Consider the following 17,925-nt stretch of genomic DNA (forward strand, 5'->3'; position numbering starts at 1 on the left):
CAGCACCCCGGACGGGCGGCTAACGTGGAGACGTGAACTCCGGCGACGCATGGGTGGAAGGTCCGAACGGCGAACGGTTCTGGGGCCGCTTCGGCGCCGCGGGGCTGCTCGTGCACGATCTGCGTCGCGGCGTGCTGCTTCAGCACCGTGCCGACTGGAGCCACTTCGGGGGCACCTGGGGCCTCCCGGGCGGCGCCCGCCACGAGGGCGAGACCGCCGTCGAGGGCGCTCTGCGCGAGGCGGCCGAGGAGGCCGCAGTGCCGGCGGACGCCGTGGAGGTGCTCTTCACGAGCGTGCTCGACCTCGGATTCTGGTCGTACACGACCGTGGTCGCCCAGGCGGTGCGGACCTTCGAGCCGCACATGGCCGATGTCGAGAGCATCGAACTGCGCTGGGTGGCCGTGCCCGATGTCACCGGCCTCCCGCTGCACCCGGGGTTCGGCGCTGCGTGGCCGGAGCTGCGCTCGCGGCTGACGGCGCTGGCCGGGTGATGGTAACCGGGTGACGCTACCGGCCGGCCGAGGCCCTCAGGACGCGATGCGCGGCCAGAGGAGGTTGCTCGGCACGTCGTCGCACGCCGAGGGCAGGCCGGAGTACGTCCCCGCGCCCGGGTACGGTGCGGCTCCCGGATAGCCGGGCGCTCCTGGGTAGCCCGGGTCGCCGCGGTACGGGTGGCCGGCGTCGGTGAACAGACGGTCGCCGTGCACGGTGCCGAGATAGGCTCCGCCGGGTGTCACGGCGTCATCGTCGCCCCAGGGGAACCAGCCGATCCAATCGCCGTCCGGATTGAACAGGTAGCGCGCCCGCGGTCCGGTCCGGAAAGCGATCCAGACGCCCTGGGAGTCGTGCAGGTATTCGGTCATCGCGAATCGCCTTTCGGGTCGGCATCGTCACGAAATGAGTGTTGCTCACTATAGCGCTCCTCCGCCGATTCGGAGAGTGTCGCCGGCTGCGGCGAGAATCGGAGGGTGCACATCCTCCTCGAGCGAGCCGCGCCCGGCCGGGTCGCCGTGATCCGGCACGACCGCGACGCTGTCGAGATCGAGGAGGCCGAGCTTCCCGAGCTCGTCCGCGCCGAGGAGGTCGCAGCGCGTCCGCGGTGGGTCTGGAGCGACACCCGCACCTGGTACCCGCCGCTGCTGCGCGCCGGCGTGCGCGTCGAACGCTGCGTCGACCTCCGGCTCAGCCACGCGATCCTGCGCGCGTCGACGCTGAGTGCGCGCTCGGGCCTGGCGCTCGCGCCTCCAGGGTCGTGGGATGACGCCGCCCACCTCGAGGAGGCGCCGGTGCCGACGTCGGCGACGCTGTTCGACCTCGACGCCGCCGATTCGACGACGACCCGCGCGCAGACGGCGGCCCTGCCGTCGGCGGCCGCGGAGTTCGCCGCCCAGCAGGACGCCGCGGCCACGAGCACCGAGCCCGGGCGCCTCCGCCTGCTGCTGGCTGCGGAGTCGGCCGGTGCGCTGATCGCCGCCGAGATGCGGCACGCCGGCCTCCCGTACAGCGTCGAGCGGCACGACGCGCTGCTCACGCAGCTGCTCGGCCCGCGCCCGCGGTACGGCCGGCCCGCGATCATGGAGGAGCTGGTGACGCGGCTACGCGACCTGCTCGAGACGCCCGGCCTGAATCCGGACAGCCCGCCGGAGGTGCTCAAAGCCCTCCAGCGCGCCGGGCTGATGGCGACCTCCACGCGGTCGTGGGAGCTGCGCGAGCTCGATCACCCCGCCATCCCTCCGCTGCTGCGCTACAAGAAGCTGTCGCGCTTGTACTCGGCGAACGGCTGGGTCTGGCTCGACACCTGGGTGGCCGACGGGCGGTTCCGCCCCGACTACCTCCCGGGCGGAGTCGTCACCGGCCGCTGGGCCACACGCGGCGGCGGTGCCCTGCAGCTTCCCAAGGAGGTGCGCGGCGCGGTGGTGGCAGACCCGGGCTGGAAACTCGTCGTGGCGGACGCCGCTCAGCTCGAGCCGCGCATCCTGACCGGCTTGGCCGGCGACACCGCCATGGCGGCGGCCGGGCGGGGCCGCGATCTCTACGCGGGCATCGTCGCCACCGGCGCCGTCGCCGAGCGCGCTCAGGCCAAGGTCGCCATGCTGGGAGCGATGTACGGCGCGACGACGGGCGACAGCGGCCGGCTGATGCCCCGGCTCGCTCGCGCCTTCCCGCGCGCCGTGCGCCTGGTGGAGGACGCCGCGCGCACCGGGGAGAACGGCGGCGTCGTCACCTCGCGGCTCGGCCGCAGCTCGCCGCCTCCCGGGGCCGGCTGGAGGAACTCGCAGTCGGCGGCCTCCGGGGCGGAGTCGACACCCGCGGACGAGCGCCGCGCGCGGTCCCAGGCGCGCGACTGGGGCCGGTTCACGCGCAACTTCGTGGTGCAGGCGAGCGCCGCGGAATGGGCGCTGTGCTGGATGGCCGAGCTGAGGAATCGGCTCGCCGAACTGACCCCTGCGGGCGAGTCGCTGACGGCGGGGCCGCACCTCGTCTACTTCCTGCACGACGAGGTCATCGTGCACGCACCCGCCGAATCGGCCGACGCCGTCGCGGCGGCCGTCACCGAGTCGGCGGCCCTGGCCGGCCGGCTGCTCTTCGGAGGCTTCCCTGTCGATTTCCCGGTGACGGCAGCGATCGTCGACAGCTACGGCGAGGCGAAGTGACGACGACGGAGGTCGGCCGGGAATGGGGGAGTGTCGCGCTTGGTTGTCGCTACCGATCTGACAGAGGATGGAGACCATGACCGACACCGCAGCCCCCGCCGATCCCGACGCGGTCCTCGCCCGCTACCACGCACGCCGCGAGCAGGCCGTCACCGCCCCGCAGGGCAACCTGGCGCTGGTCAACACGCAATGGATCACGGGCGACCCGGCCTCCGAGCAGCCCGTCTGGGGAATCCCCGGTCTCTGGTCTCCGCTTCCCGCCGGCGAGTCCGGCCTCCGGGTGACGGCCGCCGCCACCGACAACATCTTCGTCGACGAAGTGCTGGTCGACGGCTCCGCGATCGTCCGCGGCAAAGACGACCCGAACCCGTCGGCGGTGCGCTTCAGCGACACCGTCACCGGTTTCGTGATCGCCAGCGAACAGGGCGACTACGCCCTCCGCGTGTGGGACGCGCAGTCGGACGACATCCAGCGCTTCGGTTCGATCGACGCGTTCCCGTTCAACCCCGAGTGGATCATCACCGCGAAGTTCACGGCGATCGAGGGCGGCAAGACGGTCGGCTTCGAGCACCTCAAAGACGACGGCGCCACCCGCGACATGGTCATCCCGGGCGAGATCACGTTCACGAAGGACGGCGTCGACTACAACCTCGCCGCATTCAAGGCCGGGCGCGCGCTGCAGCTGGTCTTCGCCGACTCCACCAACGGCGAGAGCACCTACTCCGTCGGCCGCTTCCTGTTCGTCGTCCCGAACGAGGACGGCACGGTCACGCTCGACTTCAACCTCGCCGTGCTGCCGCCGTGCGCGTTCAGCTACAACTTCAACTGCCCGCTGCCGCCGGCCCAGAACCGCTTCACGGTGCCGATCGAGGCCGGGGAGAAGAACGTGCTGGCCGCGGACGGCACGCTCCTCCACTGACCTCCCTGCGGTCGATTCAGTCGACCGCGGCGGGCTTGCGCCCGCGGCGCGGGCGCTCGGGGCAGCGTGGCTGCGCAAGGGCTCCGGGATGCGCGGAGAGCGCGGCCGCGACCTCATCGAGCCATTCGATGGCGGCCCGCGCTCCGAGTTCGGCGGCGCGGTTCGCGGCGAGCACGGCACGCGAATCCGCATCATGGGTGAGTTCGCGGATCCGCTCGGCGAACGCGGCACGATAGTCGGCCACCACCGCCGGAGCATCGGCGCCGTCGATCGACGCGGCGACGAGCACCTGGTCCTGCATCTCGTCCCAATCCGGTCGCGCGTCGGCGGGGCCGGCCGTGAGCCAGGTCCTCGCCTCCCGCGCCCCTGACTCGGTGAGACGGTAGAGCGGGAGGCCGTCGTCGGTCTCGCCCGCCGACTCGATCAGGCCCTGCTCGCTCATCCGATCGAGGGTGGAATACACCTGCCCGGCATTGAGCTGGCGGCGGTTCGCCGCACGCAGGAGGAACTCGTTCTGGAGCTGCGAGCCGTAGGCGGGGCCCTGGGTCAGCACCGCGAGGAAACCATACTGGACCGACATACTCGGTATGCTATTCCGCTCATCGCCCGTTGGCGCGGAGGAATCGCCGAATCACAATCTTGTAACTCGGGCGCGTTGTCGGGCATAATCGCCGTAGCCAACTTCATAGATGTCATGGATCACGTTCGCGGTCGTAGGGGAAGACGTACCGATGAACGGAGGAAACCATGACGGCTCACGCAGCCCGAGGAGTGCTTTACGTGCACTCCTCTCCTAGCGCGCTCTGCCCTCACATCGAGTGGGCGGCAGGACGCGCTCTCGGTCGCGCCGTCAACTTCACGTGGGAGACGCAGCCGGTGCTCAGGGGCGCTCAGCGCACCGAGTTCTTCTGGGACGGGCCCCAGGGCACAGGCGCACGTCTCGCGACGGCGCTCCGCGGGTGGGAGCACCTGCGCTATGAGGTCACCGAGGACGCCGGTCTCGGCACCGACGGCGGCCGCTGGATGCACACGCCCGATCTCGGCATCTTCTTCGTGCAGACCGACACGGCCGGCAACACTGTCGTGCCCGAGGACCGCATCCGCTACGCGATGGAGGTCGCGGGCCCGAACCCGCTCGAACTCCACCGCGAACTGCGGCTGGCGCTCGGGCAGGCGTGGGACGACGAGCTGGAGCCGTTCCGGCGCGCCCACGACGACACCTCCGTCATCTGGCTGCACAAGGTCGGCTGACGACGACTCCCGCGGCGGGCCTGGCTCTGCCGCCCGCACGCGGTGAACGAAGGAGGGCCCCGGTCGATCGACCGGGGCCCTCCTTCTCGCTGTGCGGGTGCGCCTCAGACGGAGCGGATCGCAACGACGGCGTTGTGCCCGCCGAACCCGAACGAGTTGCTGATCGCGAGCTGGGGCGCGTCGCCGAGCGGCTGCGGCTCGCCGGACACCTTGAGCGGGATCGCCGGATCCATCTCGGTGATGTTGATCGTCGGCGGCGCGATGCGGTCGCGCAGCGCGAAGATGGTGAACACAGCCTCCAGGGCGCCCGTGCCACCGAGCAGGTGGCCGGTCGACGCCTTCGTCGCCGACACGGGGATGTCGTGCACCCTTTCGCCGAAGACCTCGCGCAGAGCGACGTACTCCGAGGGGTCGCCGACGGGCGTGCTGGTGGCGTGCGCGTTGATGTGCGTGACCTCGTCGGGCGAGGCGCCGGCCTGCTCGAGGGCGAGCCGGACGGCACGGCTGGCGCCGCGGCCCTCCGGGTCGTTGGCGGTGATGTGGTACGAGTCGGCCGTCACGCCTCCGCCCACGATCTCGGCGTAGATGTGGGCGCCGCGCGCGAGCGCGTGCTCCTCGGTCTCGAGGACGAGGCTGGCGGCGCCTTCGCCCATCACGAAACCGTCGCGGTCGACGCTGTAGGGGCGGGAGGCCGTTGCCGGGTCGTCGTTGCGGCGCGACAGCGCCTGCATCGACGCGAACGACGCGATGGTGATCGGGTGGATCGCCGACTCGGTGCCTCCGGCGATCACGACGTCGGCCAGACCGGCCTGGAGATGCTCGTAGGCGTTGACGAGCGACTCGGTGCTCGACGCGCACGCGGAGGCCACGGTGCGCGCGAACGCGCGGGCCTCGAAGTGCATCGACACGGCGGCGGAGGCCGCGTTGGGCATGAGCATCGGGACCGTCATCGGCAGGACGCGACGCGGGCCGCGCTCGCGCAGGGTGTCCCACGCGTCGAGGAGGGTCCAGACACCGCCGATGCCGGTCGCATAGTCGACGCCGAGGCGCTCGGGGGCGACCTCCGGCGAGCCGGCGTCGGCCCAGGCCTCCATCGCGGAGACCAGCGCGAACTGGCTGGACGGGTCGAGACGCTTCGCGACCGGTCGCTCGAGGACGGTGTCGGGGCGCACGAGCGCCTCCGCGGCGAACGTGACGGGCAGCTCGAGCTCTGCCACCCAGTCGTGAGTGAGGCTGCGAGCGCCGGACGTTCCGGCCAGCAGGCCGGCCCAGCTCTCCGGGGCGGTGCCACCGAGCGGGGAGGATGCGCCCACGCCGGTGACGACGATCTTCTTGGTCATAACGGCAACTCCGGGTAGTAGGGATGACGGCTAAGCGCGCACGACGCTGCCGCCGACGCGGGCGGAACCCCGGGGGAGGACCGCCCGCGCGGAGGAAGTTTCTTGCGGTGCTTAGGCGTCCTGCGCCTTGACGATGAACTCGACGGCGTCGCCGACGGTCTTGAGGTTCTTGACCTCTTCGTCCGGGATCTTGACGTCGAACTTGTCCTCGGCGTTGACCACGATGGTCATCATCGAGATCGAGTCGATGTCGAGGTCGTCGGTGAACGACTTGTCCAGCTCAACCGTGTCGGTCGCGATGCCGGTCTCGTCGTTGATGAGCTCGGCCAGGCCGGCAAGAACTTCTTCGGTGGACAATGCCATGGTGTTTTCTCCTTGAGGGGTGTCGTTTTGACCGTTGATCAGTCTAGGGCAGGCCCTAGGGGAGCACGACGACCTGCGCGCCGAAGACCAGACCGGCGCCGAAGCCGATCTGGAGCGCGAGGCCGCCGGACAGTTCGGGGTGCTCCTGGAGGAGCCGGTGCGTCGCCAGCGGGATGGAGGCCGCGGACGTGTTGCCCGTCGTCTCGATGTCGCGGGCGATCGCGACGGTCTCCGGCAGCTTCAGCTGCTTGGCGAACTCGTCGACGATGCGCATGTTCGCCTGGTGCGGGATGAAGGCCGCGAGCTGGTCAGGCGTGACGCCGGCGGCGTCCAGCGCCTGCTTGGCGACCTTGGCCATCTCCCAGACCGCCCAGCGGAAGACCGTCTGGCCGTCTTGGCGCAGCGTGGGCCACGGGGCCTCGCCGTCGCGGAACTCGGTGAGCGTGCTGCCCATCCCGACCGCGCCGGCCTTGGAGCCGTCGGAGCCCCAGACGGTCTTGGCGATGCCGGGGTACTCGCTCGGGCCGATCACCACGGCGCCCGCGCCGTCGCCGAGCAGGAAGGAGATGGTGCGGTCGGTCGGGTCGACGACGTCCGAGAGCTTCTCTGCGCCGACGACCAGGGCGTAGTGCGCCTGGCCGGTGCGGATGAGCGCGTCCGCCTGGGCCACTGCGTAGGCGTATCCGGCGCAGGCCGCGTTCATGTCGTAGGCCGCGGCCGGGTTGGCGCCGACGTTGTCGGCGAGCACGGCGGCCAGCGACGGGGTCTGCCGCGGGTTCGAGATCGTCGCGACGATGACCGCGTCGATCAGCTTCGGGTCGACGCCCGACTTCGCGATGGCCTCCTTCGACGCCTCGGTAGCGAGGTCGACGGCGCCGATGTCGTGGCTGGCACGCGTGCGGGTGATGATGCCGGTGCGCTGACGGATCCACTCGTCGGACGAGTCGATCGGGCCGACGAGGTCGTCGTTCGGCACGATCAGGTCGCCGCGCGCGGCGCCGATCGAGAGGATGCGGGTGTACTGCGGACCGTGGGACTGCTGCAGAGTGGGGTGGGTCATCGGATTCTCTCCTAGGCGGCCTGGTCGATGAGGTCGAATGCGGCGGGCAGGTCGTCGGGCGTCTTGACCGCGACGGCGGGAACACCCTTCAGGCCGCGCTTGGCGAGGCCCACCAGCGCGCCGGCCGGGGCGACCTCGATGATGCCGGTCACGCCGGCGTCCTGGAAGGCTTGCATGTCGAGGTCCCAGCGGACCGGCGACGAGACCTGGCCGACGAGGAGGCGGAGGAACTCGGCGCCGTCGGTGACCTCCGAGCCGTCCTTGTTCGTCCAGAGCCGGAGTGTCGGGTCGTTCGTGCTCAGCGTGGCGGCGAAGGCCTCGAGCGGGGGAACAGCCGACGCCATGTAGCGCGTGTGGAAGGCCCCGGCCACCTGGAGCGGGATGACCCTGGCGCGTGCGGGGGGCTGCTCCGCCAGTGCTGCGAGGGCGTCGAGGTCGCCCGCGACGACGATCTGGCCGCCGCCGTTGTAGTTGGCGGGGGAGAGCCCCAGCGAGTCCAGCGTCGCGAGGAGCTCGGCCTCGTCGGCGCCGATGACGGCGCTCATGCCGGTGCGGGCCTCCGCGGCTGCACGGGCCATCGCCGCCCCGCGCTCGCGCACGAAGGCGACGGCGTCGGTCTCGGAGAGCACACCGGCGCCGGCCGCGGCCGTCAGCTCGCCGACCGAGTGTCCGGCGATGCCGCCGATCTTCTCGCGACGGCCGTCGGCGAGGAGGGCGGACAGCGTCAGCAGACCCGCCGAGACGATGAGCGGCTGGGCCACCGCGGTGTCGCGGATGGTGTCGGCGTCGCTCACGGTGCCGTGGGCGACGAGGTCCATGCCGACGGCGTCGGAGATGCCGGTCAACTGCTCGCGGAACGACGGTTCGGTGAGCCACGGGTCGAGGAAGCCGGGGGTCTGGGAGCCCTGTCCCGGGCACACGATGACGATCACGGGTTCAAGTCTGCCAATCTTCCGCCGAGCGGATGTGTCGGATAGGTACGAACTATTCTCGGATGCTTTGTGAATGTCTACAGCGCGGTGCACGTCAGTGCCGGCGCGGGGCGTCCGGCTCGTTGATCGAGCCGACGATCAGGGCCGCCTGGAGGATGAGAGCCTCCCGGGCGCCGGTCGCGTCCCAGCCGATCACCTCGGACACGCGCTTGAGGCGGTACCGCACGGTGTTGGGGTGCACGAACAGCTCGCGTGCCGTGGCCTCCAGCGACCGACCGTTGTCGAGGTAGCACCACAGTGTCGTGAGCAGCTCGGTGGAGTAGCCCTGCAGCGGCCGGTAGATGCGGCTGATCAGCGTGGCCCGCGCGAGGCCGTCGCCCGCGAGCGCCCGCTCGGGCAGCAGGTCGTCGGCGTGCACGGGACGCGGGCAGTTGCGCCACGCCTTGGCCACCGCGAACCCGGCCAGAGCGGCCTTGGCGCTCTTGGAGGCGTCCACCAGGCTCGCGACCTCGTGGCCGAGCACCAGGTGGCCGGGGCCGAAACCCGGCTCGAGCTGCTGTGCGATCTCGAGGAAGCTGATCATCGGCGCCGTGCCGATCGCGTCCTCCGGGGCGCTGTCGCTCGGGATGGCGCGACCGATCACGAGCACGAGCCTGCTGCCCTGCACGCCGATCAGCACGTCGGCCGACATGTGCCGCGCGGTACGGCGCAGTTGGTCGACGTCGAGCATCTTGGGCGCGGTGCCGACCAGGACGCTGACCTCGCCGTGGCCGTGCCAGCCGAGCGCGGCGATCCGGCTCGGCAGCTCGTCGTCGTACTCGCCGGTGAGGATGCTGTCGACGACCAGCGCCTCCAGACGTGCGTCCCACAGGCCGCGCGCCTCGGCGGCGCGCGCGTACACGTCGGCCGCGGCGAAGGCGATCTCGCGCGAGTAGAGGAGGATGGCCTCCTTGAGCGCCTCGTTGCCGCCGCTCTTCACCCGCTCCTCGACCACCTCCACGGTGATCTTGATGAGCTGGAGGGTCTGCTGCAGGCTGACGCTCCGGAGCAGCTCACGAGGAGCCGCCCCGAAGACGTCGGCAGCGATCCAGGGCGTCGAGCGCGGGTCGTCGAACCAGGAGATGAACGACGAGATGCCCGCCTGGGCGACCAGACCGACCGCGCTGCGGCGGCCGGGGGGCATGTCCCGGTACCAGGGGAGCGTGTCCTCCAGCCGCTTCAGCGTGGTCGTGGCGAGTTCGCCCGAGATCTTGCGCAGCCACGCAAGCGTCTCGGACTTCGTCCTCTCCGGTGTCGTCGGCACGGGCCCGCGGTCTACGACTCGCCGCCCGCGGTGCCGGTGGTGCCGGCGTTCACGTCGTGCAGCAGGTACTTCTCGATCGCCCAGGCCGGCGCGTTCGGGTCGACCTTGCCCTGGGCCGCGAGCAGCTCCAGAGTGCGGACGACCATCGACGGGCCGTCGATCTTGAAGAACCGGCGTGCAGCCGCGCGGGTGTCCGAGAAACCGAAGTCGTCGGCGCCGAGCGTGGCGTACTCGCCCGGGACGAACTGGCGGATCTGGTCGGGAACGGCGTGCATGTAGTCGGTCACGGCGACGAACGGGCCCTCGGCGCCCTGCAGCTTGCGGGTGACGTACGGCACCTGCTTCTCCTGCTGCGGGTAGAGGAAGTTGTGCTCCTCCGCCTTGAGGCCGTCGCGGCGCAGCTCGCCCCACGAGGTGACGCTCCAGACGTCGGCGGACACGCCCCAGTCCTGCGCGAGCAGGTGCTGCGCTTCGAGCGCCCACGGCACCGAGACGCCCGAGGCGAGCAGCTGGGCCTTGGGCCCCTCGGCCTGACCGTCGCGGAGCTTGTAGATGCCGCGGACGATGCCGTCCACGTCCACGCCCTCCGGCTCGGCGGGCTGCACGATCGGCTCGTTGTAGACGGTCAGGTAGTACATGACGTTGGGGTCGGGGTGGCTGTCGCCGTACATCCGCTCGAGGCCGGAGCGCACGATGTGCCCGATCTCGTAGCCGTAGGCCGGGTCGTACGAGACGACGGCCGGGTTCGTGTTCGAGAGCACGAGCGAGTGGCCGTCGGCGTGCTGCAGGCCCTCACCGGTCAGCGTGGTGCGGCCGGCGGTCGCGCCGATCATGAATCCGCGCGCCATCTGGTCGCCGGCGGCCCACATGGCGTCGCCCGTGCGCTGGAAGCCGAACATCGAGTAGAAGACGTAGACCGGGATGAGCGGCTCGCCCTGCGTCGAGTACGACGTTCCGACGTTGGTGAACGCCGCGAGGGCGCCCGCCTCGTTGATGCCGACGTGGATGATCTGGCCCTGAGGGCTCTCCTTGTAGGCCAGGAGGAGCTCGCGGTCGACCGACGTGTAGTGCTGGCCGTTCGGGTTGTAGATCTTCGCGTTCGGGAAGAACGCATCCATACCGAAGGTTCGGGCCTCGTCCGGGATGATCGGGACGATGCGGTGACCGAAGTCCTTCGCGCGCAGGAGGTCCTTCAACAGGCGGACGAACGCCATCGTGGTGGCGATCTCCTGCGTGCCGGAGCCCTTCTTGGCGATGGCGTAGGCCGAGTCGTCCGGCAGGTTCAGCTGCGTGTACTTGACGCGGCGCTCCGGCACGTAACCGCCCAGCGCCGCACGGCGCTCGTGGAGGTACTCGATCGCCTCGTCCTGCGGCCCCGGGTTGTAGTAGGGCGGCAGGTACGGGTTCTCTTCGAGCTGCGCGTCCGTGATCGGGATGCGCATCGCGTCGCGGAACGTCTTGAGGTTGTCCAGCGTCATCTTCTTCATCTGGTGGGTCGCGTTGCGGCCCTCGAACGACGGACCGAGGCCGTAGCCCTTGATGGTCTTCGCGATGATGACGGTGGGCTGGCCCTTGTGCTCCACGGCCGCCTTGAAGGCCGCGTAGACCTTGCGGTAGTCGTGGCCGCCGCGCTTGAGGTTCCAGACCTCGTCGTCGGTGTAGTCCTTGACCAGCTCGAGCGTGCGCGGGTCGCGACCGAAGAAGTTCTCGCGCACGTAGGCGCCGTTCTCGGTCTTGTAGGTCTGGTAGTCGCCGTCGGGCGTCTGGTTCATCAGGTTGACCAGGGCGCCGTCGGCATCGCGGGCGAGGAGGTCGTCCCACTCGCGGCCCCAGATGACCTTGATGACGTTCCAGCCGGCACCCCGGAAGTAGCTCTCCAGCTCCTGGATGATCTTGCCGTTGCCGCGCACCGGGCCGTCGAGGCGCTGGAGGTTCGCGTTGATGACGAAGGTGAGGTTGTCGAGCTTCTCGTTGGCCGCGACCTGCAGCTGACCGCGCGACTCGACCTCGTCCATCTCGCCGTCGCCGAGGAAGGCCCAGACGTGCTGGTCGGAGGCGTCCTTGATGCCGCGGTTGGTGAGGTACTTGTTGAGCTGCGCCTGGTAGATGGCGTTGATCGGGCCGAGGCCCATCGACACCGTCGGGAACTGCCAGAACTCGGGCATGAGCCGCGGGTGCGGGTACGACGACAGGCCGCCGCCCGCGTGCGACTTCTCCTGACGGAAGCCGTCGAGCTGGTCGGCGCTGAGCCGGCCCTCGAGGAAGGCGCGGGCGTAGGTGCCGGGGGAGGCGTGGCCCTGGATGAAGATCTGGTCGCCGCCGCCCGGGTGGTCCTGGCCGCGGAAGAAGTGGTTGAAGCCGACCTCGTAGAGGGCGGCGCTCGACGCGTAGGTCGAGATGTGGCCGCCGACGGCGATGCCGGGTCGCTGAGCGCGGTGCACGAGGACGGCCGCGTTCCAGCGGATCCACGCCCGGTAGCGGCGCTCGATCTCCTCGTCGCCCGGGAACTCCGGCTCGTTCTCGGGGGAGATGGTGTTGATGTAGTCGGTGGTCGGCACCATCGGCACGCCGAGGTGCAGCTCCTTCGAGCGCTTCAGCAGGCTCAGCATGATCTCGCGAGCGCGCTCATGGCCGTGTGCCGCAACCAGTGCATCGAGGGATTCGCGCCATTCGGCGGTCTCCTCGGGGTCCGAGTCGATGTTATTCACCGAATACGGGTCCTGGTCGTTTACAGTCACCCTCGACCTCTTTCTTGTGTCGGACGGATCGTGGAAGGCGCGCATCCGCTTGTCGGGTCACGACAAATCCGCGGGCACCATCGTTCAGCCTAGCCGCAACTCGGGAGCACCGGTGACCGCCCGCGGGTTGGCGCTTTCGGTAACCGGGTCTATGCTGTGTGCTCGTGCGCCGGCCGGGTGGAATCGTCCCCGGAGCGCGTGAAAGGACACCGTCATGGCTCTGGAGAACGACACCCAGGCTCCCGACTTCGAACTGCTCGACCAGCACGGCCGCTCGGTCCGGCTCAGCGACTTCCGCGGCTCCAAGGCCGTCGCGCTCGTCTTCTTCCCGCTCGCCTTCTCGGGCACGTGCACGGGCGAGCTGTGCGCGCTGCGCGACAACCTGGCGATGTTCCAGGACCACCGCGTCGAGGTGCTGGCGATCTCCGTGGACTCCAAGTACACGCTGCGGGCCTGGGCCGAGCAGGAGGGCTACGACTTCAGCCTCCTGGCCGACTTCTGGCCGCACGGCGAGACCGCCAAGGAGTACGGCGTCTTCCTCCCGGAGAAGGGCCTCGCGAACCGCGCGACGTTCCTGATCGACGAGACCGGCATCATCCGCGCGTCGTTCATCACCGCGCCGGGGGAGGCCCGCTCGATCGAGGCGTACCGCGCCGCGCTGGAACTGCTTCCCGCACACGTCTGACCGGGCGCCGGTCGCCCTGCCCACCCGCTAGGGTGGAGTCGCACGGGCCTTTAGCTCAGCTGGTAGAGCGCCACGTTTACACCGTGGATGTCATCGGTTCGATCCCGGTAGGGCCCACTTCTATACCGCTTCGTTCGTTCGATAGAGCGCCGGAGGTAGGGCCCACTTCATACTGAGACGCCGGCGCCGCACTAGACTCCCGCACATGTCGGAGGGTGCGTACTGGTGGTTCGTCGGCGCCGAGTTCGCCCTGGCCGCCGTCACGTTCGTCGCACTGCAGTTCATCGTGGCTCCGTACGGCGGCCGGCACGGCCGCGCCGGCTGGGGGCCGACTGTTCCGGCACGGGTCGGCTGGATCGTCATGGAGGCTCCGGCGAGCCTGGCCTTCCTGGCCTTCTATCTGCTCGGCTCGCACCGCGCCGAGCTCGTCCCCGTGCTGTTCCTGCTGCTCTGGCAGGCGCACTACGTGCAGCGGGCCTTCGTGTATCCCTTCCTCATGCGCTCGGGCTCGCGGATGCCGGTGCTGGTGATGCTGCTCGCGATCCTGTTCAACCTGCTCAACGCGTGGGTCAACGCCCGCTGGGTCTCGGAGTACGGCGACTACCACACGAGCTGGCTCGCCGATCCACGGTTCTGGCTCGGCGTCGCCGTGTTCGTGGCCGGATACGCGCTCAATCTGGGCTCCGATCGCATCCTGCGCGGACTCCGGCGCAGCGGCTCCGGGTACCGGGTTCCCGGGGGTGGCGGCTTCCGTTTCGTCTCGAGCCCCAACTACCTCGGCGAGATCGTCGAGTGGTTCGGCTGGGCGATCGCCACGTGGTCGCTCGCCGGACTGGCGTTCGCCCTCTACACGACCGCGAACCTGGCGCCGCGGGCGATGGCGAACCACCGCTGGTACCACGAGACGTTCGCCGACTACCCGGTCGAACGCCGCGCGCTCATCCCGTTCGTCCTGTGAGGTGCGCGGTGTCGGCGGCCGCTCGTACGGTGGTGAGGTGAAGGACGGGGCGAGGTGACCGAGAACGTCGCACAGTGGTGGGCGCGGCGCCAGTGGTCCAAGGCGCTGACCGTGCCATACCCTGTCGGCACCTATCGGGCCGACTGGCAGCGCTATCCCGCGCTCGTGCGCCAGTTCCATCCGGAGTTGAACGCCGGTGTCGTCCTCAGCCAGATCCCGCCCGCGGCCGACGTCTACGTGCAGTGGGAGTGCGACGCGGGACACCGCTTCATCGCCACGCCGCAGGAGCAGCGGTCGCGCCCGGGCGGCACGCGGCGGCGCTCCGCCTGGTGTCCGTGGTGCGCCGAGCTCGCCGTCCCGTCGCGCGTCCGTTCCCCGGAGCCCGATGCGGGCCTCCACCCGTGCGGCCACGCCCGCGATCCGCGGCGCATCGAGAACGACCCGGACGACGACCGCTGCTACTTGTGCCGGCGGCTCGACCGCACGTCGATGAACCGGGAGCAACTGATCGCCCTCGCGACACCGGCGTCGCGTGCACCGCTCTCGCACGAGAACGGCACCGCCACCCGCTATTCGTGGCAGTGCCCGGAGGGCCACCGCGTCTACACGGCCACGGTCGAAAGCATCCTCGGGGGCCGGCGGTGTCCCGTGTGCCGCAACGCCCGCGGGGGAGCAGCCCGGGTCGCGGTCGGCGAGGCGTTCCGGAGCGAGCGGGCTCCACGGCCGGCGTCGGCCGCGGAGCCGGAGCTCCGCCGGCGGATCGCCGAGAGACTCGTGGTCGACCTCGAGTGCAACGCTGTGCGGGTGGCGCGGCCGTTCCACGACCAGCTGGAGGTCTGGCCCGACATCGTGATCCCCGAACTGCGAGTCGCGATCGAATACGACACCATCGGCCGGCATGGTCTCGAGCACGTCGGCCCGAGGGAGGCCTCCGATCGCCGCAAAGACCGCCTGCTACGCGCCGTGGGCTGGGAGGTCGTGCGCGTGCGCTGCCGCCCCCTGCTGTTGCTCGGTCCCTACGACGTCGAGGCGTCGAGCGTCACCGATGCGGTCGTCGACCGCCTCCTTTCGGCGCTGGGGGAGATCAGGGGTGATTTGATCGTGGACGCCTACCGCCGCTGACCGCCGCGGCGCGACAGCGAGCCGCAACCCGGGGCGCCGCGGTCTACTGTTTCGGCATCGAACCCCGGGCGTCGTCGCTGACGGCTCCACGATCCCCAGGAGGGCCTGTGTCCCATCCCCGTCCCGCTGAGCCGACCGGTGACCGCGATTCCTCGACAGACGCGACGCATACGACGCACCCGCCGCTCCCTGATTCCGGGCCCGTGATCGTCGGGGTCCACCTCGGTCAGCCGATCGACGTCCTCCTGCACAGCGCGCGGGTCGCCGTCGAGCTGGGTCGGGAACTCGTCTGCGCGTACGTCGCGGCCGACGTGGTCGCGACGGGCTGGGATCGTCCGGAGCACTTCGAAGTGACAGCGGACTTCGACGACGGCTCGTCCGAGAAGGATCTCGCCTCCGATCTGATCGACGCGATCCGCGCGGCGCTGGACGCCATCCAGCCGCGCCCGCAGTGGAGGGTCCGCGTACTGTCCGGCGACGTCGCCGACGAGCTCGCCGAGCTCGCGCACGCGACCGAGGCGCGTCTCATCGTCGTCGGCGGCAGGAGGCGGGGGTTCGACCGCATGCTCGAACACTTCACGAGTGGTTCGGTTTCGACCAGGCTCGCACACGATCAGTTGCGTCCGTTGCTCGTCATCCCCGACCCCGGCCATCACCGGGGACCCGACCGCGGCCTCCTCGAGACGCCGGCGCTGGAGGCGGAATCGGCGGGCTGACACTCCCGCTCCAGCGGCCCGCTGGGTAGCCTGTGGGTGAGCGACGCGCTCCGCGTCCGCACGAAGGAGATCCCACGATGGCATCGATCCTCAACCCGTACATCAATTTCCGCTCTCAGGCCCGCGAGGCGATGGACTTCTACCAGTCGGTCTTCGGCGGCACCCTGCAGCAGAGCACGTTCGCGGAGTTCGGCATGAGCCAGGACCCGTCGGACGCCGACCTCATCATGCACTCCCAGCTGACGACGGACGCCGGCTTCACGCTGATGGCGGCGGACGTTCCCGCCCACATGGAGCTGAAGGAGGGAACGCAGATCTCGATCTCGCTGAGCGGGGACGACGAGGCGCAGCTCTCGGGCTACTACGAGAAGCTCATCGATGGAGGAACGGTCCTCGAACCGCTCGCCAAAGCCCCGTGGGGCGACAGCTTCGGCATGCTCGTCGACCGCTTCGGTGTGCAGTGGCTGGTGAACATCGCCGGTTCCGGACCGTCGGCCTGAGACCGGCGCCGAGACCGAGCGCGGTCCGACCGTCATGAGCGATGAGGCGACACGCGGCGCCGTGATCGTCGGCGTGCATCCCGATCAGTCCGCGGCGGTGGTGCGGGAGGCGGCGCGGCTTGCCGCAGCGCTCGAGCGCCCCCTGGTCTGCGCGTATGTGACCGAGGACAGCTACCTCACGGAATGGGATCGCGCCGACGTGCGCGAGGCCGCGTCCCTGCATCCCGTCGATGTGGCGTCCGAGGAGGAGAACATCGCGCTCGAGCTGGCGGCCTCCATCGGAGCGGCGCTCGGGTCGGCGGGCGTCGACGGAACACCGTCTCCGTGGATCCTTCGCATCCTCGCCGGCGACCCGGGAAAGGCCCTCAACAGGTTGGCGGCCGAGCTCGACGCCCGCCTCCTCGTGGTCGGAACGCGGGGGAGGGGCGTCGAGCGGGCGCTCGAGGAGTGGCTCGGCGGGTCTGTCGCCGCGCATCTCACCCACGACCAGGCGCGCCCGGTGGTCGTCGTCCCCACGCACGACGTCACGGGGGATCGACTCGCGCCGCCACGGTGATGCAGTGGCCGATGCCGGTCTCAGGCCACGAGGGCGCCGAGCCAGGTCAACGGGTCGATCGGCGCGCCGCCGCCGGGTCGGACCTCGAAGTGGAGGTGCGCGCCCGTCGAGATCCCGGTGCTGCCGACTGCGGCGATCGCCTCGCCGACGACGACGGCCTGGCCGGGGCTGACCCGGACCGAGCCTCCCGCCAGGTGGCAGTAGTGCGTGGTGACGTGCTGGCCGCGTACGACGTGGTCGATGGCGATGTTCACGCCGCAGCCTCCGTGGTCCTGCGCCACAACGGCGCTGACGACTCCGGTCGCCGCGGTGCGCACCGTAGTGCCTTCGTGGGCCGCGAAGTCGACGCCCGGATGCTCCGTCGACGCCCCCTCGGTCGGGGCCTCCCGGTGCCCGAAGTCGTCCGAGATGGCGGCGCCTGCCACCGGCCAGACGACGACGGGCGGGACGACGACGCCCCACTCGTCGCGCGCGACACCGAAGATGGACACATCCGCGATCGCACCCACGGTGAGCTCCTGCGCTGCGGCCATGGGCACGGTGGTCATCGAAGCGGAGCGCTCCAGGCCCGTGGCCGGCGTCACCGAGACCATCAGCGTTGAGGTGGCCGCGAGCCCGAGGACCAGTCCGGTCGCGGTGAACGTGTGAGCGAAGGGTGTGAATCGGAGCACGGGCCGGCCTCGTTTCGTTTTGAGAGGGGTGGGATGCGGAACGGGTATTCCGCACTCCAAGTGTGACATATCACCTTGAGTGAATCCTGGGCGAGCGTCGGCGCCGGCCATTCCCAGGGGAGTGGTCCGGGGGTTATGGTGCTCGCGGATCGAGCCG

The 17,925-nt window shown here is 70.3% G+C and carries 19 protein-coding genes and 1 tRNA gene; 11 read left to right on the forward strand and 9 right to left on the reverse strand.

The features are described 5' to 3' along the window. Positions 1–32: 32 nt before the first annotated feature. Complete coding sequence (locus ASF88_RS08175) at positions 33–491, forward strand: NUDIX domain-containing protein (protein WP_055916231.1); 459 nt, start codon at positions 33–35, stop codon at positions 489–491. A gap of 36 nt (positions 492–527) precedes the next feature. On the opposite strand, the gene ASF88_RS08180 is transcribed toward ASF88_RS08175, so the two are convergent. Beyond that, entirely contained in the window at positions 528–863 is a 336-nt protein-coding gene (locus tag ASF88_RS08180; protein WP_055916233.1) for a hypothetical protein, read from the reverse strand. Between the two features lie 105 nt (positions 864–968). Here ASF88_RS08180 and ASF88_RS08185 point away from each other — a divergent pair, with 105 nt between their 5' ends. Then, positions 969–2,654 carry a bifunctional 3'-5' exonuclease/DNA polymerase gene (locus ASF88_RS08185; RefSeq protein ID WP_055916235.1) on the forward strand — a complete coding sequence of 562 codons (1,686 nt, stop codon included), beginning with the start codon at positions 969–971 and terminating at the stop codon, positions 2,652–2,654. A gap of 76 nt (positions 2,655–2,730) precedes the next feature. Continuing rightward, complete coding sequence (locus ASF88_RS08190; protein WP_055916927.1) at positions 2,731–3,573, forward strand: DUF1684 domain-containing protein; 843 nt, start codon at positions 2,731–2,733, stop codon at positions 3,571–3,573. 16 nt (positions 3,574–3,589) lie between these two features. On the opposite strand, the gene ASF88_RS08195 is transcribed toward ASF88_RS08190, so the two are convergent. Continuing rightward, entirely contained in the window at positions 3,590–4,153 is a 564-nt protein-coding gene (locus ASF88_RS08195; RefSeq protein WP_055916236.1) for a PadR family transcriptional regulator, read from the reverse strand. 167 nt (positions 4,154–4,320) lie between these two features. On the opposite strand from ASF88_RS08195, the gene ASF88_RS08200 reads away from it, so the two are divergent. Next, positions 4,321–4,824, forward strand: a complete 504-nt coding sequence (locus ASF88_RS08200) for a DUF3145 domain-containing protein (RefSeq protein WP_055916238.1) — start codon at positions 4,321–4,323, stop codon at positions 4,822–4,824. A 104-nt stretch (positions 4,825–4,928) separates the two neighbouring features. Here the strand turns inward: ASF88_RS08200 and ASF88_RS08205 are convergent, their stop codons facing one another. The 6 genes from ASF88_RS08205 to aceE form a co-directional block, all read right to left on the reverse strand. Then, entirely contained in the window at positions 4,929–6,164 is a 1,236-nt protein-coding gene (locus tag ASF88_RS08205) for a beta-ketoacyl-[acyl-carrier-protein] synthase family protein (protein ID WP_055916240.1), read from the reverse strand. Between the two features lie 111 nt (positions 6,165–6,275). Then, the gene (locus ASF88_RS08210) at positions 6,276–6,527 is read right to left on the reverse strand and encodes an acyl carrier protein (protein ID WP_021765217.1); all 252 of its coding nucleotides are present in this window, start codon (positions 6,525–6,527) and stop codon (positions 6,276–6,278) included. Between the two features lie 55 nt (positions 6,528–6,582). Next, entirely contained in the window at positions 6,583–7,587 is a 1,005-nt protein-coding gene (locus ASF88_RS08215) for a beta-ketoacyl-ACP synthase III (RefSeq protein WP_055916242.1), read from the reverse strand. An 11-nt stretch (positions 7,588–7,598) separates the two neighbouring features. After that, positions 7,599–8,519 (reverse strand): ACP S-malonyltransferase, encoded by a 921-nt coding sequence (locus ASF88_RS08220; protein WP_055916244.1) that lies wholly within the window; start codon positions 8,517–8,519, stop codon positions 7,599–7,601. A gap of 94 nt (positions 8,520–8,613) precedes the next feature. Next, positions 8,614–9,822, reverse strand: coding sequence for a PucR family transcriptional regulator (locus ASF88_RS08225; protein ID WP_055916246.1), 1,209 nt, complete (start codon positions 9,820–9,822; stop codon positions 8,614–8,616). Positions 9,823–9,833: 11 nt separating this feature from the next. Then, positions 9,834–12,560 (reverse strand): pyruvate dehydrogenase (acetyl-transferring), homodimeric type, encoded by a 2,727-nt coding sequence (gene aceE / locus ASF88_RS08230; RefSeq protein WP_055916248.1) that lies wholly within the window; start codon positions 12,558–12,560, stop codon positions 9,834–9,836. 214 nt (positions 12,561–12,774) lie between these two features. On the opposite strand from aceE, the gene ASF88_RS08235 reads away from it, so the two are divergent. The 7 genes from ASF88_RS08235 to ASF88_RS08265 all read left to right on the forward strand — a co-directional run bounded on the left by ASF88_RS08235 (position 12,775) and on the right by ASF88_RS08265 (position 17,097). Further along, the gene (locus tag ASF88_RS08235) at positions 12,775–13,245 is read left to right on the forward strand and encodes a peroxiredoxin (protein WP_055916250.1); all 471 of its coding nucleotides are present in this window, start codon (positions 12,775–12,777) and stop codon (positions 13,243–13,245) included. A gap of 44 nt (positions 13,246–13,289) precedes the next feature. After that, positions 13,290–13,362 (forward strand) — tRNA-Val (locus ASF88_RS08240). Between the two features lie 88 nt (positions 13,363–13,450). Next, positions 13,451–14,203: a 3-oxo-5-alpha-steroid 4-dehydrogenase gene (locus tag ASF88_RS08245; RefSeq protein WP_055916252.1), complete on the forward strand. Its 753-nt coding sequence runs from the start codon at positions 13,451–13,453 to the stop codon at positions 14,201–14,203. Positions 14,204–14,257: 54 nt separating this feature from the next. Next, positions 14,258–15,325, forward strand: a complete 1,068-nt coding sequence (locus tag ASF88_RS08250; RefSeq protein ID WP_055916254.1) for a zinc-ribbon domain-containing protein — start codon at positions 14,258–14,260, stop codon at positions 15,323–15,325. Positions 15,326–15,528: 203 nt separating this feature from the next. After that, on the forward strand, positions 15,529–16,041 hold the full coding sequence (locus ASF88_RS08255) for a universal stress protein (protein ID WP_055916256.1): 513 nt from the start codon (positions 15,529–15,531) through the stop codon (positions 16,039–16,041). Positions 16,042–16,118: 77 nt separating this feature from the next. Beyond that, positions 16,119–16,541: a VOC family protein gene (locus ASF88_RS08260; RefSeq protein ID WP_055916258.1), complete on the forward strand. Its 423-nt coding sequence runs from the start codon at positions 16,119–16,121 to the stop codon at positions 16,539–16,541. Positions 16,542–16,575: 34 nt separating this feature from the next. Further along, on the forward strand, positions 16,576–17,097 hold the full coding sequence (locus ASF88_RS08265; protein WP_055916260.1) for a universal stress protein: 522 nt from the start codon (positions 16,576–16,578) through the stop codon (positions 17,095–17,097). 20 nt (positions 17,098–17,117) lie between these two features. Here the strand turns inward: ASF88_RS08265 and ASF88_RS08270 are convergent, their stop codons facing one another. Further along, positions 17,118–17,768: a M23 family metallopeptidase gene (locus ASF88_RS08270; protein WP_055916262.1), complete on the reverse strand. Its 651-nt coding sequence runs from the start codon at positions 17,766–17,768 to the stop codon at positions 17,118–17,120. Positions 17,769–17,925: the final 157 nt, after the last annotated feature.

The sequence above is a fragment of the Leifsonia sp. Leaf336 genome (assembly GCF_001423695.1).
Lineage (GTDB): Bacteria > Actinomycetota > Actinomycetes > Actinomycetales > Microbacteriaceae > Leifsonia.